The organism is Aeromonas sp. 75A, assembly GCF_051919425.1.
Lineage (GTDB): Bacteria > Pseudomonadota > Gammaproteobacteria > Enterobacterales > Aeromonadaceae > Aeromonas > Aeromonas veronii.
This window is the reverse complement of sequence record NZ_JBQBES010000002.1, coordinates 3780856-3802931: the sequence shown is the minus strand read 5'-3', so window position 1 is coordinate 3802931 and position 22076 is coordinate 3780856. Positions and strand designations below refer to the sequence as shown.

Sequence of the window (22076 nt, the reverse complement as noted above, 5' to 3'; positions counted from 1 at the left end):
TCACTTTTTGGACTGTGCAGGCAAAAATAAAGCGCCATACGGCGCTTTATTTATCACATCAGGTGAACCAGCTGAACCTTTGGTTCAAACATGCTTACTCAATCATGGCCGGTTGGGCCAGGTTGTCGGCACGCCACAGACGGTAGCGCACTTCATACTCCTGCGGCACGTAGATCACGAACGGCAGTTTTGAGTTGTAGTTCACGAAGAAGCCCTGACCGTAGATCTGGACGAAGGTCTCTTTCTGCTGATTATCCGGGCACATCATCAGGGTGCTGATGGGGTCGGAGACCTTGCCCAGTTTCAGGTAGTTGTAGCCCCAGCCTTTGACGCTGTGCTGTTCCAGGTTGCCTGCAAAACGCGGTACGTTGCAATCAACCATCATCTTTTTGCCGACCTGCAGCTCGACCATCATGTCGGCTTCTTTTTCGACTTCAGGCAGGCGGATCACCACACGTTCCTGATTCACGTCAGCGGCTGGGAACATGCTGATATCAAATTTTTTCGGCTCGGCGGCGAAGGCATGGCCACCCAGCAACAAGGCGCCCAGCAGGCTAAAACGCAATACGGTTTTCATCTGTACCTCATGGGGTTGGTTCAACGCCGCTAGACTAACCGCTCTGCCGATTTCATGCCAGCGATCTGCTACGTAAAAACTGCGTAAAATGATGCAGATCCGGCATACCATGACGTGATCTGGCTATTTTCTGACAGGGCGCACACTCCCGTTGCAAGAGCCTGAAACAAAAAGCGAGGCCAATTGGCCTCGCTTTGCATTCAAATGGCGCCAGAGTGCTATTTGGCCGCATCTTGATGGGCCTTGATGACGGCCACCGCCTTGTCGGGGAAGTCGCTGAACACCCCGTCCACATCGGCCTGATAGAGGAAGATGTTAAGGAGATCGGTGAAGTCCTTGGCATAGGCCGGGATCTGCCCCTCATCCTGACGGAAGGTATAGGGGTGAACTTTCAGGCCCGCCGCATGGGCTTCTTTTACCATGCCGGTGAAGACCGGTTTGCCCAAAGTGCCCGGCTCGGTGACGATCATCGGTTTCCACGGGCCAATCCCTTCGGCATAGCTGGCGATGGTTTTCATCGCTCCCGGCTTGAACATCCAGTCATAGTTGTAGGGGGTCGCCTTACCCTTGGCGTCGTAGACCATGGTCTCGTTCCAGTCGGTCTCGGCCATCAGCTGCACCAGTTTCAGATCCATACCCATGGCGGGCATCAGCTCGCTGTTGATGCGCTTGAGTTCATCGGCATCGAAGCACTGCAGATAGACCTTGTCATCCTTCCCGGTGTAGCCGTACTCCTTGAGCACCTTCAGCACCGCCTTGGAGATATCCTTGCCTTCGTGACGGAACAGCCAGGGCGCCTTGATCTCCGGGTAGATCCCGATGTTCTTGCCGGTGCTCTTGTTGAGCCCCTGAATCATCTCGATCTCCTCCTGGAAGGTATGGATCTTGAAGTCTGACTTCCAGAGCGGGAAGCGGGCCGGATAGACCGGCACCTGCTTGCCATCCACCAGCTGGAACGGCTCGGTCATACGCAGGGAGCGCACCTCGTCCAGGGTGAAATCCACCACATAATAACGGCCGTCCGGACGGGCACGACCGGGGAAGCGCACCGCCACATCGGTGATGCCATCGAGGAAGTGATCGTGCATCACCACCAGCTGGTCATCCTTGGTCATGACCAGATCCTGCTCCAGATAGTCGGCCCCCATGCCATAGGCCAGCGCCTTGGACTCCAGGGTATGCTCGGGCAGGTAGCCGGAAGCGCCACGGTGGGCGATCACCACCTTGCCTTCATCGGCAGCCAACACGGGTAATGAGAGGGATGCCCCAAGGCTCAAGGCGATGAGGGAAACAGCGAGTTTTTTCATATGTGATGCTCTTTATTATTGTGTGTAGGTAATTGTTCTATCAGAGGTTTGTTGCATATTTACGGTGGAAAGCGGTAGGCAGCAGCGCACTGCCCACCGTCACTCATCAGCTCGCCTTGCGCAGAGCCTGATGGTATTGGTCGAGCCAGATCTGCAGCATCTGCTGCTCTGAGTCGTTCAGGCGCAGCCCCAGCTTGCTGCGGCGCCAGAGGATATCGTCCAGTGAACAGGCCCACTCCCGTTCGATGAGATAGCGCACTTCCGACTCGTAGAGGCCGCCACCGAAGTGAATGCCGCGATCCTCTTTCAGCCAGAGACGGGCATGGGCGCCATAAGCTTCGGCAATGCGCAGGGCGCTGCGATCGTCGAGCCAGTCAAACTCCAGCGCAAAGGCACGGGCCAGCTCGCGCACCGAGCAGTCAAACTCGCCGCCGGGCAGCCGGCTGGTCGCCGTCCAGTCATCCCCCATCTGACTGAACCAGGGTTTGAGCTTGTTGCAGGCGGCCTGCGCCAGCTTGCGATAGGTGGTGAGCTTGCCGCCAAACACCGACAAGAGCGGCGCACCGTCAGACTCGCCAGAAAGTTCGAGGGTGTAGTCGCGGGTCACCGCCTGCGGTGAATCTGACTCGTCATCACAGAGCGGGCGCACACCGGCGTAAGTCCAGATCACATCTTTCGGCGCAATTTGGCGAGTGAAGTGGGCGTTGACCACCTTGCATAGGTAGGTAATTTCGGCCTCGCTGATCTTCGCTTCCCGCGGGCTGCCGTGGTGCTCCACATCGGTGGTGCCGATGAGAGAGTAGTCCTGCTGATACGGGATGACGAAGACGATGCGATTGTCTTCGTTTTGCAGGATATAAGCCTCTTCGCGCTCATGGATGCGCGGCACTATCATGTGACTGCCTTTAATAAGGCGAATGCCGCGGGGGGATTTCTCGTGCAGGCTCTCGTCATAGAAGGTCTTGACCCAGGGGCCCGCTGCATTGACCAGACCACGGCAGGTGACGGTGAACTGCTCGCCCCCTTCCCGCTCCAAAGTGAGCGTCCAGTGTTTGGAACCGCGCACCGCCTTGATGCAGCGAGTGCGGGTCTGCACGTCGGCCCCCTTGTCACGGGCCATCATGGCATTGAGCACCACCAACCGGGCATCGTCGACCCAAGCGTCCGAGTATTCAAACCCCTTATTGATCCCTGCGGTCAAGCCATCTTGCGGCAGGAAGCGCACGCCACAGCTCCCCTTTAGCTTGTCGCGCTTGGCCAGATTGTCATAGAGGAACAGACCGGCGCGGATCATCCAGGCCGGACGCAGGTGCGGGCGGTGCGGCAGGCGAAAACGCATGGGACGCGCAATGTGAGGCGCCATACCGAGCAGCACCTCACGCTCCGCCAACGCCTCTTTCACCAGCCGGAATTCGTAATGTTCGAGATAGCGCAAACCGCCGTGGATCAGCTTGCTGGAGTTGGAGGAGGTGGCAGAGGCGAGATCTTGCGCCTCAAACAGGGCAACCTTCAGACCCCGTCCTGCCGCATCGGCTGCGATGCCGACCCCGTTGATGCCGCCACCGACGACGACCAGATCATAATGTTCGCTCATGTTCACCTACTTTCATTTTTATGATTGCTATAACAACAATGTTTGATTTCGCTCATTTTAGAACATGAAAATACAACAAACGAACATTTTATGATGAAAGTGTGATCGCCACAGCCCGCCAGAGGTGACAAAGGGAACTGGTCAGCGGAGCAAATGGCGTCGGGCCAACATCGGCGGGTTAATAGCCAAAAAAACCAGATTGAATAGTGGTTTTGGCAATACCCATAAAGGGGTGATATGGGTGCGGAGATGGGGGAGAAAAAGAGAAAGGAGGCCGCCCTGACGGGCGACCGGCACAGCCTTGGCGTGTTTCGCCGTCAGCAGATGTGGCAGGCGATCTGGTGTTGCGCCATCAATCGCGTCAGCTTTTCCGGTGGCTCCTGATCGGTAAAGAGGGCGTGGATCTGGCTGAGATTGCCCAGATTGACCATGGCATTGCGACCGAACTTGGTGTGGTCAGCGGCCAGAAAGACCTGACGGGAGTGGGCGATGATGGCCTGGGCAATCTTCACCTCGTGATAGTCGAAATCGAGCAGGGAGCCGTCGTTGTCGATCCCCGAAATCCCGATGACACCATAGTCCATGCGAAACTGACCGATAAAGTCGCGGGTCGCCTCCCCCACGATGCCGCCATCGCGGTTGCGGATCTCGCCGCCGGCAATGATGACGGTGAAGTCATCCTTGGCCGTCAGAATGCTGGCCACGTTGAGGTTGTTGGTGACGATGCGCAGCTCGCGGTGATCGAGCAGGGCGCGGGCAATGGCTTCGGTGGTGGTGCCTATGTCGATAAAGAGCGATGAGCCGTCGGGAATATTGGCCGCTACCTCGCGGGCGATGCGCTCTTTCTCCTTGAGTTGCATCACTTTACGGGCGCTGTAGGCGGTATTGACGGTACTCGAATGCAGGGAGGCACCGCCGTGATGGCGCCGGATCTTGTTCTGTTCGGCGAGATCGTTCAGATCCCGGCGAATGGTCTGGGGGCTGACGTCAAAGTGGGTCACCAGATCGTCGGTCGAGACAAATCCCTGCCGCGTCAGGACGTCCAGGATCTCCAGATGTCGTTGGGTTTGCTTCACGCTTGCACTCCGATGATGAGACAAAAAAAGGCCCCGGCAGATGCGGGGCCTTTTGGCAGTTTACCTGATCCCCTTTGGGATCAATAAGCTGAGGATCACGTTTTATGCCTTATGGGCAGCCGCTTTCTTGGCCGCAACGGCAATGTTCTCATGCTTGAGGGTCATCGCCAGCAGGATGATGGAGAGCACGCAGGAGACGGTTAGCACCATGAAGCCGCCATCCCAACCGAAGTGGTCAACGGTATAACCCAGCATGGCGTTGGCTGCCACGGCGCCGCCCAGATAACCGAACAGACCGGTGAAACCTGCCGCTGTACCGGCTGCTTTCTTCGGTGCCAGCTCAAGAGCATAGAGGCCGATCAGCATGACAGGGCCGTAGATCAGGAAGCCGATAGCCACCAGCGCCATCATGTCGATGGTCGGGTTGCCGGCCGGGTTGAACCAGTAGACCAGTACAGCCAGGGTCACCAGCACCATGAACAGGATACCGGCCGGTGCACGGCGGCCCTGGAACATCTTGTCAGAGATCCAGCCACACAGCAGGGTGCCCGGAATACCGGCCCACTCGTAGAGGAAGTAAGCCCAGGAGGAGTTGTCGACGGTGAAGTGCTTGGCCTCTTTCAGGTAGGTTGGCGCCCAGTCCAGCACACCGTAACGAATGAGGTAAACGAAAGCGTTGGCGATCGCGATGTACCACAGCAGTTTGTTGTGCAGCACGTACTTGACGAAGATCTCCTTGGCGGAGAACTCCTGCTCGTGGCTCTCGTTGTAATCCTTCGGATAGTCGTTCTTGTACTCCTCGATAGGAGGCAGACCGACCGATTGCGGGGTATCACGCATCACGAAGAAGGCGATCACCGCGATGGCGGCCGCCGCTGCCGCAGGCACATAGAAGGCGCTGCGCCAGTCGTTGAACCAGCCCATCCCGAGGATAAACAGCGGGCCAATCATGCCGCCACCCACGTTATGTGCCACGTTCCAGACCGCAACCACTTCGCCGCGCTCTTTCTGTGACCACCAGTGCACCATGGTGCGACCGCAGGGCGGCCAGCCCATGCCCTGTGCCCAACCGTTCAGGAACAACAGCACAAACATGATGGCAATGCTGGAGGTGGCCCAGTGCATGGTACCCATCATGAACATGATGGCAGCCGAGAGCAGCAGACCGGCGGAGAGGAAATAACGGGCGTTGGAACGGTCAGAGACGTTCCCCATCAGGAACTTGGACAAACCGTAAGCGATGGAGACCCCGGAGAGCGCGAAACCGAGATCACCACGGGAGAAGCCCTGCTCGATCAGATAGGGCATCGCCAGACTGAAGTTTTTCCGTACCAGATAGTAGCCGGCGTAACCGAAGAAGATCCCGAAAAACACCTGCCAACGCATGCGTTTGTAGAAGGGGTCGACCTTGTCAGCCGGGAGCCTGTCGATGTGCGCCGCAGGCCTGAAGAGACTAAGCATGTTCTGCTTCCTTATTGTTGTTATGGGCGGTTGAGGATGCCCTGACCATTCCGACGAATCATGTGAGTCCGCTGATTCGTAAGCGAGCCTATTGTGCTCATATGCGCTCATTTAATCTGTGATGCATGCTCAAATATTGCAGTTTTATTACAAATAAAAGCTCCAAATGAGAAATCACTCAGCAAGCGCCAGCCCTTGTGTGGCAAGGGTTGCGAGCTACCCCCTAAGTGGTAACTGGCGGTTATCAAGATGCTTTACGTCACATTTTCTTAGCAATGAGTGGGATCTTGTCCACATTTCCTATGGAGGGGGGATGGTGAAATTATTGGGAAGGGTTATTTTCTGTCACGACCGATAACGAGCGCAAACGAGCATAACGTTTGCGCAAGACGCAAAAACAACAAGGAAACGTTTTCGGCGGCAACGGATAGACACAAAAAGATAAAACGGAACATCAAACCTCTACGGGTGGATATAAGGAACAAAAGTATGAGCATACAAAGACCCAATACCCTGCTTGGCGAGTGCATCGCCGAGTTTATCGGAACCGGCCTGCTGATATTTTTCGGCGTCGGATGTGTGGCGGCACTGGTGCTGGCAGGCGCCAACTTCGGGCAGTGGGAAATCTCCATTACCTGGGGTCTGGGTGTGGCCATCGCCATCTATGTGACCGGCGGCATTTCAGGTGCTCATCTGAACCCCGCTGTAACCCTGGCGCTGATGACCTTCTGCGGGTTCGACAAGCGCAAGGTGGTCCCCTACATCATCGCCCAGATGGCCGGTGCCTTCTGCTTCGCCGCCCTTGTCTACTTCCTTTATGGTAACCTTTTCACCCAGTGGGAAGTGACCCATAACGTGGTGCGCGGCAGCGTCGAGAGCCTCGGCACCGCCGGGATCTTCTCCACCTACCCCAATGCCCTGCTGACCAATATGCAAGCTTTTGCCGTCGAGCTGGTGATCACCGCCGTCCTGATGCTGGGCATCATGGCGCTGGGTGACAACAACAACGGCGCTCCCAAAGGTTTCGCAGCCGCTCTGCTGATCGGTATCCTGATCGCGGTGATCGGTGCCTCCCTTGGCCCGTTAACCGGTTTTGCCATGAACCCGGCCCGTGACTTTGGTCCGAAACTGTTCGCGTTCTTTGCTGGCTGGGGTGATGTTGCCCTGACCGGTGGTCGTGACAACCCCTACTTCTGGGTTCCGATCCTTGGCCCCATCGTTGGCGCCCAGATTGGTACCGCTCTGTATGTCAAAGTGCTGGCTCCCTGCGTCCCGGGCAACCGTGTCGTCACCACCGAGCAAGCGACCCAAACCGCCAAAGAAGAGGCTGCCGCATAAGAGCGGCCCCCTCCAACGTATAAAAACGTGGAAAATAGAAACGTGGAGAACATCATGTCTGCTGAAAAGAAATATGTCGTCGCTCTGGACCAGGGAACCACCTCTTCCCGCGCCATCGTGTTTGATCAGGATGCCAACATTGTCGGTACCTCCCAGCGCGAATTCACCCAACACTACCCGAAAGCGGGCTGGGTAGAGCACGACCCGATGGAGATCTGGGCGACCCAATCCTCCGTCTTTACCGAAGTACTGGCCAAGACCGGCCTGCGCAGCGAAGAGATCGCCGCCATCGGTATCACCAACCAGCGTGAAACCACCGTTGTCTGGGAAAAGGCCACCGGCAAGCCCATCTACAACGCCATCGTCTGGCAGTGCCGCCGCACCGCCGCCATCTGCGAAGAGCTCAAAGCTCGCGGTCTGGAAGAGTACGTTCGCGAGAACACCGGTCTGGTGCTGGATGCCTACTTCTCCGGTACCAAGGTGAAGTGGATCCTCGACAACGTGGAAGGTGCCCGCGAGAAGGCGATGAACGGTGAGCTGCTGTTCGGCACCATCGACACCTGGCTGGTCTGGAAGATGACCAATGGCGAAGTGCACGTCACCGACCCGACCAACGCCTCCCGTACCATGCTCTACAACATCCGTGAGCTGAAGTGGGACGAGAAGATGCTGGACGAGCTGGGCATCCCCATGTCCATGCTGCCGGAAGTGAAACCCTCTTCCGAGGTCTATGGCTACACCACCCGTGGCGGCGGCTCCCGCATCCCCATCGCCGGTATCGCCGGTGACCAGCAGTCTGCCCTGTTCGGCCAGCTCTGCTTTGAAAAAGGGATGGCCAAGAACACCTACGGTACCGGCTGCTTCATGCTGATGAACACCGGCACCGAGCCGGTTCGCTCCAGCAACGGCCTGCTGACTACCGTTGCCATCGGCCCGAAAGGGGAAGTGAACTACGCGCTGGAAGGTGCGGTGTTTATGGGTGGCGCCACCATCCAGTGGCTGCGTGACGAGCTGAAGATCATCCACGATGCCCGCGACACCGACTACTTCGCCTCCAAGGTGGGCGATACCAACGGCGTCTATCTGGTGCCGGCCTTCGTTGGCCTGGGCGCGCCCTACTGGGATCCGTATGCTCGCGGCACCATGGTTGGTCTGACCCGTGGTGCCAACCGCAACCACATCATCCGTGCTGCGCTGGAATCCATCGCCTATCAGAGCCGCGACGTGCTGGATGCGATGCAGCAGGACTCCGGCATCAAGCTGGCAGCGCTGAAAGTAGACGGCGGCGCCGTAGCCAACGACTTCCTGATGCAGTTCCAGGCTGACATGATGCACACCCCGGTGGTACGTCCGACCCGCATCGAGACTACCGCCATGGGCGCCGCCTTCCTGGCAGGTCTGGCAGTCGGCTTCTGGAAGAGCTCGGACGAGCTGGAAGACAAGTTCAGCGTGGACCGCGAGTTCATCCCGCAGATGGACAGAGACGATCGCGCCAAACGTTACAGCGGCTGGCAAAAAGCAGTTGAGCGTTCACGCCGCTGGGCTGAAGAGGATTGATCGGGCACCCGACATTCCGTTGAGATAGACACCAGAGAGGCCGACCGCAATGTCGGCCTCTCTTTTTATACTTTCCCTTGCCGCTTTCTGCCCCCTTCCCTGCTCATTGCTCCCTCCTGTTTTTCTGCCACCCTCTGTTGTCACCATCCGCCACAACGCAATTGAGTTATCTATCTATAATCATCATCTGGGTCGCATATGCGACCTTATTTATGAGGAGAGCGATATGGAGAGGGCGATACACCGTTTTACACTGCAATCACTCTGGTCAGGTCTCGGGATCCGCACTAGGATCCTCGCTGGCGTGGCGATACTGATGGCCATCGCCATCAGCTGCATCACCTTGATCCTCGAGCAGATATCCCACAGTCAGGCCCAGCAGCGGGTCGAACGCTACGAGCTGCCAAGCAGCGTGGATCGCATTGCCAACCAGCTGACAGCGCAGCTTATCCAGCACCTGACCGAGGCGCAGGCGCTGGCCAGCAACCGTTTTGTCATCGACTGGCTGACCGCTGGCATGCCAGAGCAAGAGTGGCCCGCCATGGAGCGTTACTTTCAGGATCTGCAACGGCGGATCGGCGGCAACGTCTTTATCGCCCCCCGCCAGAGCAACACCCTGATCAACTTCAGCGGCGGCCCCACCGCCCAGAAATCGCTGAGCGAATCAGACCCGAAAGATGGGTGGTTTTTCGGCTTTCTCAAACGCAGCAAACCCTATGAGCTGAACCTCGACATCTCCGATTTTGACAAGCGCGCCTCCCTCTATATCAACACCGCCGTCACCCACGAGGGCAAGACCCTGGCAGTGGCAGGCACCTCCATCGACATGAGCGCCCTGAGCAAACTCATCAGCGGCTACCGGATCGGCAAGAGCGGTCAGGTCTATCTGGCCGACATGGAGGGCAATATCGAGATCCACCCCGAGCAGGAGGTGGAAGGCGCCGCCCACCACCAGCAATCCTTCCTCGATACCGTCAAGCGGCTTATTCCCAATGCCCGGGAACAGGTGGCCGTAGAGGCGCTAACACTGGAGGGGCAAACCTACCTCATCGCGGTGCGTTACATCCCCACCCTCAACCGGCTGCTGATTGGCGAGATCAACAGCTCCGAGCTGGAAGAGGGACTGCAGGAATCCCGCCAGCTCATCATCATGGTGTCGCTCGCCATCGGCGGGATCGCCATGCTGGCCTCCGCCTGGCTGGCTCACTCCATCAGTCGCCCGATTCGTCAGGCAGCCGATGGCATGCACCACATCACCGCCGATCGGGATCTGGCGACCCGCCTCGACTTCTCTGACGAGTCGGAGCTGGGCATGATGGCCCAAAGTTTCAATCAGCTGATCCAGAGCCTGAACCAGAGCTTCTCCCGCTTCCAGCAGTCAGGCAGCGCCCTCTCCGCGCAGTCGTCCCAATCCATGCAACAGGCCCAGGCACTGGCAGGAGAAGCATGCCAGCAGGCCCAGAGCATTCAGGAGCTGACCACTGTGGTCACCACCATCGGCGACAACGCCGAGCAGATCGCCAGCCGCTCTGAAGGGGTCAACGACGTAACCCAACGCATCGCCAACCATATGCTCAGCATCGAGCAGGATGTGACCCAGAGCGCCGCGCAACTCGACACCTTGCGCAGCAGCATCGGCAGCTCCTCGGCTCTGCTCGATGAGGTGGTGAAAGACAGCAACAACATCACCCAGATCATGAATCTCATCCGCGATGTCTCGAACCAGACCAACCTGCTGGCCCTCAATGCGGCCATCGAAGCGGCCCGGGCGGGGGATATGGGACGGGGCTTTGCGGTGGTGGCCGATGAGGTACGCCAGCTGGCGGTACGTACCCAGACCGCCACCAAGGATGTGCAGGATCTTATCTTGCGCCTGCAGGAGGGAACCCGGCAGGCCAGCAGCTCGATGGCAGACTCACGCAACCTGAGCGAAGAGGGATACAACCGGATGAATCAGGCCAGAGAAGTGCTGGTTGATGCCACCAGCCAGATCAACCAGACCGCCCTCGAGATCAACGAGATCAGCGCGCTGGCGCAGGCGCAGAATCAACAGATGGGGCAAGCCAGAACCGCGCTCGACGAGCTGGCCATGGTGGCCGAACACCAGCGGGAACACGCGCAGGAGAGCAATGCCGCCAGCCGCGAACTGTTCGAACTGGCCAAAGCCATCGACGAGCAGATCCGCCAATACCGGATTGGCTAGACCCGGCGCTTCCCTCTATCCCTCTCAATAACCAAGACGCCACCGCAGGGTGGCGTTTTCATTTTGCAAATCATTTTGCCTGCGCTCTCGAAACGGGAATGACGACAAAACTCGCAAGCAATTGATAATTAACATGAAAAAATGTGGAATGGCCATTGCTTAGTGATATCAGACTCAACAGAGGGATATCGCCATGAAACCGACCACCACTCAAGCGCCCGTAGCCCACGTCGCCACTCAAAAAGAGACCCTGACCCCCCGCGAAGGCACCTTCCTGATGATGGTGGCCCAACTGGTGGTGCTCACCTGCATCGTACTGGCCGCCACCGTCGGCGGCCTCTCCTGGCAGTGGACCCTGTTGCTGGCCATTCCACCGGTGATCGGCGGCGCCCTGCTCAGCCGGGTATGGGGCAAATTGCCCCGCTAACTGCGCTTCAGCTCACACACCTTCCCGAACCGGCGGCCGACCCTCAAGTCGGCCGTCTGTTTATCTGCCGGCTGGCTCATGCTGATTGGCCGCAACGAAGGCGCGGCTTGTTTTTCGTTAAGCAAACCGCAACGACGAACCGTTCAAACAAACCGCACAAACCAACCTGAACTACAGGGTATGGCTGCCCAGCTGCTCTTTGAGAAAATCGAGCCAGACCCGCAGCCGGATATCCCGCTGGGCATCGGAGTAGAAGACGGCGTTGATGGGGCGCGAGGCGCCACTGTTGCTGCGGGCCAGCACCTCCACCAGCGCGCCGCTCTCTCGATCCGGCCCGGTCATGAAATCCGACAGACAGACGATCCCCTGCCCCGCCAGCGCCAGCTGACGCAAGGTTTCGCCGCTGCTGGCACGCAGGCTGGGGATAATGGCAAAGCGATCCCCCTGCTCGGCACTGAGCAGCGGCCAGTGGTTGAGGTGATCGGGATGCAAAAATCCAAGCAGCTCGTGACCGCTCAGCAGATCCGCCGGTTGGCGCGGGGTGCCGCGCTCGCTCAAGTAAGCGGGAGAGGCCAGCAGCCGCAACCGCGAACGGCCAAGCGGCAGCGCACGCAGGGAGGAGTCGGTCAGCTCGCCGATGCGGATGGCCATGTCCACCCGCCGCTCCATCAGATTGATAAAGCCCTCCGAACTGTGCAGCTGCAACTCGATGGCAGGGTAGCGGCGGCGAAACTCGCCGATGAGCGGCACCAGCCGGTGCAGAATAAAGGGGGTAGCCGCATCGACTCTCAACACCCCTTCGGGTTGTTCCCGGCGCATCAGCAGATGCCCCTCCGCCTCGCTCATCTCGGTCAGGATCTTCACCGCCCGCTGATAGAACCAGCTCCCCTCCTCGGTCAGGCTGACCCGGCGGGTGGTGCGATTGAGCAGCACGGTGGAGAGCTTCTCCTCCAGCCGCTTGATGCCACGGCTCACCACCGAGTTGTCCATGCCGAGGTTCTCCGCCGCCTGGCGAAAACTGCCCGCCTCCACCACCGCCACAAACAGGGTCAGTTCATCAGAATGGGTCTTCATTGCTGTTATCCGGACAAGAGTAATGGGCCTTTATAGGCGCAGCCGCTGTGGGTTGGCAAGCATGCGGTGAGGCCAGTTCTTTTTTTCTACAGAGAAATAACGTGACCGCGAGCCCACATCATACCCGCGATTTGTCAGTACAATGCAGCCTAAAAAGCACCGTATGGCACCACTTATTTCACAAGGATGAATACCATGACATTTGAAGAACGGCTGGCCGCCGCCCATCAGGAGCTGGCTAACAAAGGGGTCTGGCATGCCAACTACAATCCCCCTCTGTGCAGGCTGCTGCGCAGGTTCGGTTATCCCGTCAAACCGCCTCACTATGAGGGCTGGTTAACCAACGTTCTGGTATTCGGGGTCGGCATTGGTCTTGTCTGGGGCATGGCGATGTGGTTTTTCAGCTGGCACCCCATGGGGATAGATCCGCTATTTGCCCTGCGCCAAACAGCCCTGTTTGCGGGATTCTTCGGCCTGACCATGGCATCTTGGCTCTGGCTACGGCGCAAGCAGCTTAAACTGACCCCGTGGGAACAACTTGCTGAACCCAGCGATGCTGATGATGAGGGAGACGAACTGAATGAAAGCCCATGAAAAATTGAACTATGTGGAGTTTGCGGCCAGGGATCTCGCCGCGACCAAGGCATTCTTTCAGGCCGTATTTGGCTGGCAATTTGTCGATTACGGCCCCGACTACTGTGCCTTTTCCGATGAGGGGCTGGATGGCGGATTCTATCGTGCGGATCTGTGCAACCTGACCGCTCAGGGCGGCGCCCTGCTGGTGTTCTACAGCGCGGATATTGAAGCGACTCAAGCCAAGGTGAGCCAACACGGTGGCACCATCAACTGTCCTCTTTTCGATTTCCCCGGTGGCCGCCGTTTCCACTTCGTTGAGCCCAGCGGCAATGAGTTTGCAGTCTGGTCGGAACCCGCCAAAGTCTGATAGTAGGGGGCCACGGCCCCCGATTGCTGTGCCTCTCAATTCACTGCTGCTCCATTAACCCTGTTTCCTGCAAGTCACGGCAGGCATACTGACCCTTCGTTTTTGCCAAGGAGGTTCAGATGTCATCACCCGTGATTGTGATTGCCCAGCTTGAAGCCAAACCCGAATTCGCCGCCCAGTTTCGCGCCGCCCTTGAGCCGCTGATTGCGGCCACCTTGCAAGAGGCGGGCTGCCAGCGCTATCAGCTGCATCAGGACTTGGACAATCCACACAGCTGGATGCTCTACGAGGTATGGGAGAGCGAAGCGGCCCTCACCGCCCATCAGGGTCAGCCCCACTTTACCGAATTTGTCGCCAAGGCCGAGCCCTGGTTTGCCAGCAGCACTATTCGCCGCTATCTGCCGCTGGGCGCCTGACTGGCCCCTGTGCCGCTTTCCGTTCAGCCCGTCAAGGGCCAACCACCACCCCATTGAGGAACGAGATGATCAATATGCCACCCATGGGTCTGGGCACCTTTCGCCTGAAGGGCGAGCCGCTGCTTGCCACCCTGACCAACGGTCTGGAGCTGGGCTATCGCCATATCGATACCGCCCAGATCTATGACAACGAAGCCGAGGTCGGCGACGTGCTGACCCGCAGCACTGTTGCCCGCCACGAGATCTACCTGACCACCAAGGTGTGGACCAGCGAGTTTGGCCCGGGCAAGCTGATCCCGAGCCTTGAGGTGAGCCTGGAAAAACTGGGCACCGACTATCTGGATCTGGCGCTGATCCACTGGCCCTCCCCCAAGGATGAGGTGCCGATGGCAGTCTATCTGGAGCAGTTGGCCGAGGCCAAGGCCCGGGGCCTGACCCGGGAGATCGGGGTCTCCAACTTCACCGTGGCCCAGCTCAAACAAGCTATCGAGATTTTGGGGCCGGGGGCCATCGCCCACCAGCAGATCGAAGTTCATCCCTTGCTGCAAAACCGCAAGGTGGTCGAGTTCTGCAAAGCCCAGGGTATCGCCGTCACCGCCTATATGCCGCTCGCCTATGGCAAGGTGCTGAGCGAGCCGCTGCTGATGGAGATTGGCCAGCGCCACGGAGTATCAGCGGCACAGGTGTCGCTGGCCTGGCTGCTGGCGCAGGACATGGCAGTGATCCCGAGCTCCACCAAGCGGGAGAATCAGGCCGCCAATCTGGCCGCTCTCGATATCACCTTGAGCAGCGAGGAGATGACCGCCATCGCCACGCTGGATCGGGGCGAGCGCTGCGCCAATCCCGATTTTGCCCCCGCATGGGACTGACGCGAAAGGCGTGAGGCTAACGCGAAAGAAAGGCTGGCTCTGCCAGCAAGCCAGATAAAACAGGGAGAGCATCATGCTCTCCCTGTCTCTTTTCTTGCCTCACGCTTTGCAGCGCTTGCTGAACGTCCAGCCGCCATATTGATGCCAGATGCAGCCCCGCAATCAGGGCGCGTTCTGGCAAAGGGCGGGATCGAAAACCTGATTCCAGTCTGATTTCATATCGACCACCACCCAGCCCCGCGCTTTTGCCTGCACCAGCCCGTCGATCAGCTTGCCGCTGGCTGGCGGATGGCTGTCGTAGGCGTATTCGCGCTTGGCATCGGTGTGGTGCACCAACAGACCAAAAGTGTGGTAATCCGGGTTGGTCGAGGTGTATTGCAGCATGGGCACGTCGCCATCGCTGTTACCAAAGGCGCCAACCGGACGCTGCCCCATAAAGAGGTGAATGGCGGCCGGTTTCGCCTTGCTGTCATCGAAATAGGCGCCGTTCATGGTCTTGCGGATCTCGCTGCCCTCCCCGGTCAGGGCAAACTCGCCGAGGGTAAAGGAGCCAATCACCTGCTGGGGCGGGATGCCATACATCTGCTCGGACATCACCCGCATAAAATCGACGCCGCCGCCGGAGACAATCCAGGTCTGGAAGCCATTATCCCGCAGATACCCCAGCAGCTGCTTCATCGGCAGATAACCGAGCTGATCGTAGTGGCAGCCAAAACGGGGATCCTTGCTGCTGTTGACCCAGCGAGTGACCCGCTCGGCAAACTCGGTGGTAGTCATGCCGCTGTGGGTCAGTCCCACCAGCTTGGCGAGCCCCTTCTCCCCCGATTTGGCCACGGCCTTGAGGTCGTTGTTCAGCACTGCCGCGACGATGGGGTCGGCCTTCCACTCCGGGTGTTCCGGCGCCAGGCGCTTGATCTCGTCCATCGCAAACTGCAGCTGATAGGTCATGGGCGCTTCAGGCCAGAGGGTGCCGTCATTGTCAAACACCACATGGCGCTTCTCTGGCGGAATAAAAGTGGCCTGCAGCTGATCGGTGGCATTGGTTACCCAGCGGGTGATCGCCTGCTTGGCTGCCGTGTCATTCCAGGCAGAGAGGGGATCGCTCTGGCCAGCCTGTACCGCAAAGGCGCCGCACAGCAGCAAAAGAGAGGAGAGTCGGTTCAATGTCATCATGTTACCTGTCAGCTGGATATTGCCTGTCTATTGCCTGTAGATGAAAGCGCACGGCCATCACAACACCGGCGCGCATGGGTTCAACACACTCGGGTTTCACAGGGAAAATCCTATGGCGGCCAGCTTGTACTGGAGCTTAAGCAAGCTCAGAAAAGGAGCAGCGTTCATCCCGTTTTGCGAGGCAGATCACTGCGTTGCGCTCACGCCGCGGGCAACCCAAACATCATCCCACTCAGCGTTATTGCTGCTTATTTGGCAAAAGTAATTTGATGTCACCGTCATTTTTGCCAACAAAACCCATCGGCATACTGGCGCCATTCTCCCGTCGGGAGTCCCAAACCAAGGAGTTGTTATGCCACTGGCGTTATTTGCCCTTACCTTAAGTGCCTTTGCGATCGGCACCACCGAATTTGTGATCGTGGGGCTTATCCCTACCATCGCCGAGCAGCTCAGTGTCTCGCTCCCCTCGGCGGGCCTGTTGGTCAGCCTCTATGCCCTTGGCGTAGCCATCGGCGCCCCCGTGCTCACGGCGCTCACCGGCAAGGTGCCGCGCAAGTGGCTGCTGGTAGGGTTGATGGCGCTCTTTACCGCCGGCAACCTGCTGGCCTGGCAGGCCCCCGGTTACGAGAGCCTGATTGTGGCCCGCATCCTGACCGGATTGGCGCACGGGGTCTTCTTCTCGGTGGGCAGCACCATAGCCACGGGTCTTGTGGCCAAAGAGAAGGCGGCGAGCGCCATCGCCATCATGTTCAGCGGCCTTACCGTGGCGCTGGTGACCGGCGTACCGCTCGGCACCTGGATTGGTCAGGTCTTTGGCTGGCGGGAAACCTTTCTGGTGGTGAGCCTGCTCGGCCTCGTCGCCATGGTGGGTAGCCTGCTGCTGATCCCGGGCAACCTGCCCAAGGGGGCGGCCTCCACCATCCGCGAGCAACTCTCGGTACTGACCAAGAAGCCGCTGCTGCTGGTCTACACCAAAACCGCCCTCGGTTATGGCGGTGCCTTCACGGCGTTTACCTTCCTCGCCCCCATCCTGCAGCAGGTGAGCGGTTTTAGCGCCGGTGCGGTGAGCCTGATCCTGCTGGTCTACGGGGTATCGGTCGCCGTCGGCAATATCTGGGGTGGCAAGCTGGCCGACAAGATGGGCCCATTGCCTGCGCTCAAGTTGCTGTTTGCCGGTCTGGCGCTGGTGCTGCTGGCCCTCACCTTCACCGCCCCCCATCCGGTGCTGGCCGTGCTCACCGTGCTGGTGTGGGGCGCCTTTGCCTTCGGCAACGTGCCGGGTCTGCAGGTTCTGGTGGTGAAGCAGGCCGAGCTGCACACCCCCAAGGCGGTGGATGTGGCATCGGGCCTCAATATTGCCGCCTTCAACGTCGGCATCGCGCTCGGCTCCGTGGTTGGTGGCTTGGTGGTTGAGCACCTCGGCCTGATGCACACCCCCTGGATCGGCGCCCTTATCGTGCTGCTGGCCTACGGACTGACCCATGTCAGCGAGCGCCGCGAAGCCCTCCGGCTCGCAGCCTGTCAGGCATAAGCTGCGCCAGCAGGCGTCACGCAAGGGCGTGGCGCCTGCTGCAATCGGTGCGGCAGGCTTCTATGCTGTGACACAGCGCCAACCCGGCAACTGTTTCAGCAACTTTTTCAGCAACCAAGCCTGTCACCCTCGCATCATTTGCCACGGAGTCTGTTATGAAGGTGCTTATTGTCTATGCCCATCCCGAACCCAAAAGTTTCAACGGTGCCCTCTTCTGCCACGCCATCAGGGCGCTGGAGCAGGCGGGCCACACAGTGATGACCAGCGATCTCTATGCCATGGGCTTTGATCCCGTCTCGGATCGGCGCAACTTCACTGCCGCCAGCGATCCCGATTTTCTCAAGCTACAGCTCGAAGAGCTGGCTGCCACCGAGCAGGACAGCTTTGCCCCGCAGCTGGAGCAGGAAATGCAAAAGCTGGAGGCGGCCGATCTGCTGATCTTCCAGTTCCCGCTCTGGTGGTTCGGCCTGCCCGCCATCCTCAAGGGGTGGGTGGATCGGGTCTTTGCCATGGGGCGGGTCTATGGTCAGGGCCATATCTACGAGAGCGGCAAGTTTCGCGGCAAGCGGGCGTTGCTGAGCCTCACCACCGGCGGCCCTGCCGAGACCTATCTGCCCGACGGCTTCAACGGCGATATCGACGGGGTGCTGCGCCCCATCCAGCGCGGGATCCTGCAATTTGTGGGCTTCGACGTGCTGCGCCCCCATATCTGCTATGCCCCGGTGCGGGTCTCGCAAGAAGAGCGGGAAGCCTGGCTCGCCCAGTGGGCCGATCGCCTTGGCCAGATTGAGCAGGAGTCCCCCATCGCGGTCGGCCGCTACCAGTAACGGCTGACGCAGCTGACACTCTCCCCCACACAGCACAAAAACAGCGAGCGGCCGCCGGCCGCTCGCTGTTTTTCACGCTCTGTCGTTATGGTTTTTGTTATCCGTGGGCAAGCCTTATGCCGCCTGTTGCACGCCTGCTTTACCGGTCACCGCCCGCTTGAGCCAGTAGTCGAGGCTGACGTAACGGCCCCCGCCGTAAACCAGCAGCACCAGCAGCATCACGAAGTAGGTGGCGGCAAACTCCATCCCGTTGTTGAGCATCACGGGATCCCCGAGCTCGGTGATGTAGTTGTAGCGACCGGGGAAATTCGCCGCCAGCCATTCGATAAAGCCGTTGAGGCGCACAGTGGCCTCCATGCTGCCGGTGGCGATGGCATCCCAGCCGTGCTTCCAGTGCACCATGGCGCTCGCCACGCTCATCAGGAAGATGGTGGGAATGGCCATGATGCGGGTAAAGAGGCCAAGGGCGATGCAGATGCAGCCCAGCACCTCGGTGCCCGCCGCCAGAAAGGCGAGCAGGGTCGGGAACGGCAGGTTGAGCCCCCCTTCCGAGACCGGGGCGCCAAACCAGGCGACCGTGCCGGCAAAGCCCATCACCTTGGAGTGGGCCCCCACATAGATGACCGGAATGAGATAGAGACGAATGGCCAACAGGGCCAGAAAATCGAGCCGCTTGCACTGGGCCACCGCCCGCTCGTACCACTGGATCAGGGTGTTGTTCATGGGAATTCTCCTTGGTGTTTGCTAAATGGGGGCAAGGGGGTGCCGGGCTGGCGCTCGCCAACGGGCAGGGTAAGCAGACCCAACCGGTGAAAATGGCGAGCCCACTCGCTCAGATCAAAATCACTGCGAACCTGTTGCACCTGTTGCTGGAACGCGGCTTGGCTGATCCCCGGTTGCTGTTGCAGCAGCTGGATCAGCGCCACGTCCCATTCGCGCAACCGCTGGGTCACCACCTGATGCTCCGGGCTGCGAAACAGGCCATAGAAGTGGTTGCCCTGCCGGGTCAGCACCACGCCGCTGCGACGAATGGCGAAGGGGAGTTCAAGCAGTTGCAGGGTGGGATTGAGCACAAACGAACTCTCCGCCGTCACCACCTCCCCCGCCATAACTTGCGGCACTACCCCTTCATCAATCTCGACACAGAGGCAGGCCCACTCGTACTCCAGCAGCGCCAGCCGCTGCCTGGGCCAGTTGAGAGAGCCCTCGCCGTGGCGATGCTGCACATAGCGGACAAACTCGGTGGCGATATGGTGAAACTCCGGGGCCTCGGCGCCGTGCTGGATAACAAAGCCCTCCACCAGCTGCCACCTGTCCACCGGCGCCCAGTGAGCGTGGGTGAGCGGAAAAGCGCTCTCCAGCACCGACTCCACATTGGCGCGCACGCTGCGGGCATAGTGGCTGGCGATGCCATCCTGCGGCAGCCGCACCCGGCTCGCCAGCCAGGCGGTCTGCTGCTGCATCCGCTGCGGTGCCGTTTTGGGCGCAGTGATCAGAGATAACCGTCTATCCATAACGCACCTCCCGCACCTGACGGTCGAGTGCCTCGCAACAGGCGCCGTGCACCCGCGCCAGCTCGGCCTCCAGCTCTGCCAGCGGTGGCAGATGGTGATCCCGCTCCAGCAGCAGGGGGCGCAGGCCATGGGTCTGCACCGTATAACGGGCCAGCGCCACCACCTCCTCGCACACCGGTTTGCCATGGGTATCCAGCAAGGTGCCATCCGCCTCTTCCAGATGACCGGCAATATGGAAGTAACGGATCGCACTGCCCGGCAGCCCGGCGATCATCCGCTTGGGGCAGTAACCGTGGTTGCGGCTGTTCACAAAGACGTTGTTGATATCGAGCAGCAGCTCGCAACCGCTGCGCGCCACCAGTTCGGCGAGAAAATCCTCCTCCGGCATCTCATGGTCATAGCCGTGGTAGTAGGAGATATTTTCCAGCACCAGCGGGCGGGCCAGCGCCTCCTGCACCTGCTCGATCCGCTCGGCCAGATAGGGGATGTTCTCCCACTGGCGCGGCACCGGTAAAAGCTCGTAAAGATAACCCTGCTGGTCGCGGGAAAAGCTCAGGTGCTCGCTGTAGATCCCGATACCGAACTCATCCAGAAAGGTACGGATCTGGCTGAGCAGGGTGCGATTGAGGGGCTGGCAATCGCCGAGGGAGAGGCTGAGGCCGTGGGCCACCATCGGGTAACGCTCGGCCAGCTGATGCAGCTGCGCCCGCCTGGCGCCGCCGATGGCCATCCAGTTCTCCGGCGCCAGCTCGAGAAAGTCGATACCGGGGCGGACGGGGCCGGAGCAGAGCGCATCCAGATGCTCCTGGCGCAGCCCGATCCCCCGACTGCGGGAGCTTATTGGCCGCATACCCCCTCCGTCATCTTGCTGCCGTTGTTGGAACCGGATCTGTCGCCATCAATCCCCTCTCCCGCCACGCCGCACTTGCCGTCGCGGGCGCGCACCAGCCGCCCCTGCGGATCGCTGTCGAGAGCCTGCTTTTCAAAGCGCTTCTCGGTGCCGCACTTGCCCGCCGCGCACTTGCCGCCGTGCTGTTCGCTGGGGGCGGTTTTCACCGGCGCATCGCTCGGGGTGGCCGCCAGCGCCAGCCCCGGGGTCAGGGCAATCAGGCTGGTCATGGCGATGGAGAGGGTCAGTTTGTTGGTTTTGTTGCTGCTTGAGTTACTCATGGGCGGACTCCTTGACTGATGAAACGGGGTAGCTGGAGAGATCGCGGGCGGCCACGATCTGGCCGTGGAACTGCTGTTTGACGATGGCCATCGCCTCTTTCTTGTGATTGAGGCCAACTCCCATCCAGTGGTTGAGCACCAGCAGCTTGGGGTTCACCTCGGCGGCAATTTTGGCCACCACAGATGGCTTGGCATGGAGCGAGGCGGAGACAGGGTCGGCCCCTTCGTGGATGGCGAGCGGCATCACCAGAATGTCGGCCCCATTGGCAAACGGCACAAAAGCCGGGTTGCTGCCGTTCTGATCCGCCGAGATAACAATGGTCCCCTCGGCGCTCTCGATACGATAGGCCAGACAGGGCACGTCACCGTGAGGGATGCCGAGGGCGGTGATGGTCAGCCCATCCTGCTGATAGACGGTGTGGGGCTGCGGGCTCTGGTAGGGCACATCGTGCAAGGTGATGGGGAAGAGGCCATCGGTGCCATCCTTGAAGCCGCTCAGGTAGGCATAAGCGCCCTTGTCCTTGTTGAAGAGGGCATCGAAGTAGCCGCTCATGCTGGGGAAGGCCGAGCCGGCTTGCGGCCCCGCCAGATCCAGCGGATCGCTGCGCTCGAAGAAGTAGGCCCCCTTGAGCAGGGCGGGCAGGTCAGTCACATGGTCGGTGTGAAAGTGGGTGATGCCGATAAAATCGACCTCTTCGAGCTTGGCCCCCGCCTGGCCGAAGCGCAGGTAGACGCCGCCACCGGCATCGATCAGGATGCGGGATTTCCCCTTCCACCAGATCACCTCGCTGGAGGAGGCACGCAGGTCGTCGGAGATGGGGCCACCACTGCCGAGCACCTGCAGGGTGAAGGTTTTATCCAGTGGCGTCAGTTGTACCGGTTCGGCACAGGCCGGGGCGACGGTGAGCGCGCACCCGATGACCAGCGCCACCGCTTTCAATCTCTGTTTCATCACAATTACCTGTCGGTTGGTTGTCGGTTGAAAGTGTGTCGTTTGTGTCGTTTAAAGAGGGGGAGAG

22 protein-coding genes are annotated in these 22076 nt (G+C 59.7%); 10 read left to right on the top strand and 12 right to left on the bottom strand.

The window, feature by feature from the left end; genetic code table 11:
• Window positions 1-94: 94 nt before the first annotated feature.
• The 5 genes from eco to glpT form a co-directional block, all read right to left on the bottom strand.
• A complete protein-coding gene (gene eco / locus ACTG2T_RS17735) occupies window positions 95-577 on the bottom strand; it encodes a serine protease inhibitor ecotin (protein WP_005337529.1) in 483 nt (160 codons plus the stop codon).
• A 218-nt stretch (window positions 578-795) separates the two neighbouring features.
• Window positions 796-1884 (bottom strand): glycerophosphodiester phosphodiesterase, encoded by a 1089-nt coding sequence (gene glpQ, locus ACTG2T_RS17730; protein ID WP_330125557.1) that lies wholly within the window; start codon window positions 1882-1884, stop codon window positions 796-798.
• Between the two features lie 106 nt (window positions 1885-1990).
• Window positions 1991-3478 (bottom strand): glycerol-3-phosphate dehydrogenase, encoded by a 1488-nt coding sequence (gene glpD / locus ACTG2T_RS17725; RefSeq protein ID WP_103251020.1) that lies wholly within the window; start codon window positions 3476-3478, stop codon window positions 1991-1993.
• 317 nt (window positions 3479-3795) lie between these two features.
• Window positions 3796-4554: a DeoR/GlpR family transcriptional regulator gene (locus ACTG2T_RS17720; RefSeq protein WP_005347045.1), complete on the bottom strand. Its 759-nt coding sequence runs from the start codon at window positions 4552-4554 to the stop codon at window positions 3796-3798.
• Between the two features lie 102 nt (window positions 4555-4656).
• Window positions 4657-6015, bottom strand: coding sequence for a glycerol-3-phosphate transporter (gene glpT / locus ACTG2T_RS17715; protein ID WP_005337540.1), 1359 nt, complete (start codon window positions 6013-6015; stop codon window positions 4657-4659).
• A 489-nt stretch (window positions 6016-6504) separates the two neighbouring features.
• On the opposite strand from glpT, the gene ACTG2T_RS17710 reads away from it, so the two are divergent.
• The 4 genes from ACTG2T_RS17710 to ACTG2T_RS17695 all read left to right on the top strand — a co-directional run bounded on the left by ACTG2T_RS17710 (window position 6505) and on the right by ACTG2T_RS17695 (window position 11540).
• Window positions 6505-7353: an MIP/aquaporin family protein gene (locus tag ACTG2T_RS17710; protein WP_005350866.1), complete on the top strand. Its 849-nt coding sequence runs from the start codon at window positions 6505-6507 to the stop codon at window positions 7351-7353.
• A gap of 54 nt (window positions 7354-7407) precedes the next feature.
• Entirely contained in the window at window positions 7408-8910 is a 1503-nt protein-coding gene (gene glpK / locus ACTG2T_RS17705; RefSeq protein ID WP_005337546.1) for a glycerol kinase GlpK, read from the top strand.
• 226 nt (window positions 8911-9136) lie between these two features.
• A complete protein-coding gene (locus tag ACTG2T_RS17700) occupies window positions 9137-11113 on the top strand; it encodes a methyl-accepting chemotaxis protein (RefSeq protein WP_330125556.1) in 1977 nt (658 codons plus the stop codon).
• 193 nt (window positions 11114-11306) lie between these two features.
• Complete coding sequence (locus ACTG2T_RS17695) at window positions 11307-11540, top strand: hypothetical protein (RefSeq protein WP_005337550.1); 234 nt, start codon at window positions 11307-11309, stop codon at window positions 11538-11540.
• A 171-nt stretch (window positions 11541-11711) separates the two neighbouring features.
• Here the strand turns inward: ACTG2T_RS17695 and ACTG2T_RS17690 are convergent, their stop codons facing one another.
• Entirely contained in the window at window positions 11712-12614 is a 903-nt protein-coding gene (locus tag ACTG2T_RS17690; protein WP_330125555.1) for a LysR substrate-binding domain-containing protein, read from the bottom strand.
• Between the two features lie 195 nt (window positions 12615-12809).
• Between ACTG2T_RS17690 and ACTG2T_RS17685 the strand changes: the two genes are divergently transcribed.
• The 4 genes from ACTG2T_RS17685 to dkgB all read left to right on the top strand — a co-directional run bounded on the left by ACTG2T_RS17685 (window position 12810) and on the right by dkgB (window position 14842).
• Complete coding sequence (locus tag ACTG2T_RS17685) at window positions 12810-13208, top strand: DUF6404 family protein (RefSeq protein ID WP_330125554.1); 399 nt, start codon at window positions 12810-12812, stop codon at window positions 13206-13208.
• Window positions 13195-13557, top strand: coding sequence for a VOC family protein (locus ACTG2T_RS17680; protein ID WP_236374082.1), 363 nt, complete (start codon window positions 13195-13197; stop codon window positions 13555-13557). The genes ACTG2T_RS17685 and ACTG2T_RS17680 overlap by 14 nt, the downstream gene beginning before the upstream one ends.
• Before the next feature lie 119 nt (window positions 13558-13676).
• Window positions 13677-13973, top strand: coding sequence for a putative quinol monooxygenase (locus ACTG2T_RS17675; RefSeq protein WP_199416070.1), 297 nt, complete (start codon window positions 13677-13679; stop codon window positions 13971-13973).
• Window positions 13974-14038: 65 nt separating this feature from the next.
• Entirely contained in the window at window positions 14039-14842 is an 804-nt protein-coding gene (dkgB, locus tag ACTG2T_RS17670; protein WP_279464899.1) for a 2,5-didehydrogluconate reductase DkgB, read from the top strand.
• 162 nt (window positions 14843-15004) lie between these two features.
• On the opposite strand, the gene ACTG2T_RS17665 is transcribed toward dkgB, so the two are convergent.
• Window positions 15005-16015 (bottom strand): HAD family hydrolase, encoded by a 1011-nt coding sequence (locus tag ACTG2T_RS17665; RefSeq protein WP_330125553.1) that lies wholly within the window; start codon window positions 16013-16015, stop codon window positions 15005-15007.
• 352 nt (window positions 16016-16367) lie between these two features.
• Here ACTG2T_RS17665 and ACTG2T_RS17660 point away from each other — a divergent pair, with 352 nt between their 5' ends.
• Together ACTG2T_RS17660 and ACTG2T_RS17655 are read left to right on the top strand one after the other, a co-directional pair.
• Window positions 16368-17546: an MFS transporter gene (locus ACTG2T_RS17660; RefSeq protein WP_330125552.1), complete on the top strand. Its 1179-nt coding sequence runs from the start codon at window positions 16368-16370 to the stop codon at window positions 17544-17546.
• Window positions 17547-17701: 155 nt separating this feature from the next.
• Window positions 17702-18373 carry an NAD(P)H-dependent oxidoreductase gene (locus tag ACTG2T_RS17655; RefSeq protein WP_330125551.1) on the top strand — a complete coding sequence of 224 codons (672 nt, stop codon included), beginning with the start codon at window positions 17702-17704 and terminating at the stop codon, window positions 18371-18373.
• Window positions 18374-18487: 114 nt separating this feature from the next.
• On the opposite strand, the gene ACTG2T_RS17650 is transcribed toward ACTG2T_RS17655, so the two are convergent.
• The 5 genes from ACTG2T_RS17650 to ACTG2T_RS17630 are packed head-to-tail and all read right to left on the bottom strand — an operon-like array spanning window position 18488 to window position 22009.
• On the bottom strand, window positions 18488-19096 hold the full coding sequence (locus ACTG2T_RS17650; RefSeq protein WP_005337566.1) for an HvfX family Cu-binding RiPP maturation protein: 609 nt from the start codon (window positions 19094-19096) through the stop codon (window positions 18488-18490).
• Window positions 19093-19887: an HvfC/BufC family peptide modification chaperone gene (locus ACTG2T_RS17645; protein WP_330125550.1), complete on the bottom strand. Its 795-nt coding sequence runs from the start codon at window positions 19885-19887 to the stop codon at window positions 19093-19095. The genes ACTG2T_RS17650 and ACTG2T_RS17645 overlap by 4 nt, the downstream gene beginning before the upstream one ends.
• Window positions 19880-20737: a DUF692 domain-containing protein gene (locus ACTG2T_RS17640; protein WP_330125549.1), complete on the bottom strand. Its 858-nt coding sequence runs from the start codon at window positions 20735-20737 to the stop codon at window positions 19880-19882. Before ACTG2T_RS17640 ends, ACTG2T_RS17645 begins: the two co-directional genes overlap by 8 nt.
• Entirely contained in the window at window positions 20725-21057 is a 333-nt protein-coding gene (locus tag ACTG2T_RS17635) for a hypothetical protein (protein WP_330125548.1), read from the bottom strand. Before ACTG2T_RS17635 ends, ACTG2T_RS17640 begins: the two co-directional genes overlap by 13 nt.
• Window positions 21050-22009 (bottom strand): MBL fold metallo-hydrolase, encoded by a 960-nt coding sequence (locus ACTG2T_RS17630; protein WP_330125547.1) that lies wholly within the window; start codon window positions 22007-22009, stop codon window positions 21050-21052. The genes ACTG2T_RS17635 and ACTG2T_RS17630 overlap by 8 nt, the downstream gene beginning before the upstream one ends.
• Between the last annotated feature and the right edge of the window lie 67 nt (window positions 22010-22076).

Coding starts and splice junctions, on each gene's coding strand:
- eco (WP_005337529.1), bottom strand. CDS start 577: ATGAAAACCGTATTGCGTTTTAGCCTGCTGGGCGCCTTGTTGCTGGGT.
- glpQ (WP_330125557.1), bottom strand. CDS start 1,884: ATGAAAAAACTCGCTGTTTCCCTCATCGCCTTGAGCCTTGGGGCATCC.
- glpD (WP_103251020.1), bottom strand. CDS start 3,478: ATGAGCGAACATTATGATCTGGTCGTCGTCGGTGGCGGCATCAACGGG.
- glpT (WP_005337540.1), bottom strand. CDS start 6,015: ATGCTTAGTCTCTTCAGGCCTGCGGCGCACATCGACAGGCTCCCGGCT.
- ACTG2T_RS17710 (WP_005350866.1), top strand. CDS start 6,505: ATGAGCATACAAAGACCCAATACCCTGCTTGGCGAGTGCATCGCCGAG.
- glpK (WP_005337546.1), top strand. CDS start 7,408: ATGTCTGCTGAAAAGAAATATGTCGTCGCTCTGGACCAGGGAACCACC.
- ACTG2T_RS17700 (WP_330125556.1), top strand. CDS start 9,137: ATGGAGAGGGCGATACACCGTTTTACACTGCAATCACTCTGGTCAGGT.
- ACTG2T_RS17695 (WP_005337550.1), top strand. CDS start 11,307: ATGAAACCGACCACCACTCAAGCGCCCGTAGCCCACGTCGCCACTCAA.
- ACTG2T_RS17690 (WP_330125555.1), bottom strand. CDS start 12,614: ATGAAGACCCATTCTGATGAACTGACCCTGTTTGTGGCGGTGGTGGAG.
- ACTG2T_RS17685 (WP_330125554.1), top strand. CDS start 12,810: ATGACATTTGAAGAACGGCTGGCCGCCGCCCATCAGGAGCTGGCTAAC.
- ACTG2T_RS17680 (WP_236374082.1), top strand. CDS start 13,195: ATGAAAGCCCATGAAAAATTGAACTATGTGGAGTTTGCGGCCAGGGAT.
- ACTG2T_RS17675 (WP_199416070.1), top strand. CDS start 13,677: ATGTCATCACCCGTGATTGTGATTGCCCAGCTTGAAGCCAAACCCGAA.
- dkgB (WP_279464899.1), top strand. CDS start 14,039: ATGATCAATATGCCACCCATGGGTCTGGGCACCTTTCGCCTGAAGGGC.
- ACTG2T_RS17665 (WP_330125553.1), bottom strand. CDS start 16,015: ATGATGACATTGAACCGACTCTCCTCTCTTTTGCTGCTGTGCGGCGCC.
- ACTG2T_RS17660 (WP_330125552.1), top strand. CDS start 16,368: ATGCCACTGGCGTTATTTGCCCTTACCTTAAGTGCCTTTGCGATCGGC.
- ACTG2T_RS17655 (WP_330125551.1), top strand. CDS start 17,702: ATGAAGGTGCTTATTGTCTATGCCCATCCCGAACCCAAAAGTTTCAAC.
- ACTG2T_RS17650 (WP_005337566.1), bottom strand. CDS start 19,096: ATGAACAACACCCTGATCCAGTGGTACGAGCGGGCGGTGGCCCAGTGC.
- ACTG2T_RS17645 (WP_330125550.1), bottom strand. CDS start 19,887: ATGGATAGACGGTTATCTCTGATCACTGCGCCCAAAACGGCACCGCAG.
- ACTG2T_RS17640 (WP_330125549.1), bottom strand. CDS start 20,737: ATGCGGCCAATAAGCTCCCGCAGTCGGGGGATCGGGCTGCGCCAGGAG.
- ACTG2T_RS17635 (WP_330125548.1), bottom strand. CDS start 21,057: ATGAGTAACTCAAGCAGCAACAAAACCAACAAACTGACCCTCTCCATC.
- ACTG2T_RS17630 (WP_330125547.1), bottom strand. CDS start 22,009: ATGAAACAGAGATTGAAAGCGGTGGCGCTGGTCATCGGGTGCGCGCTC.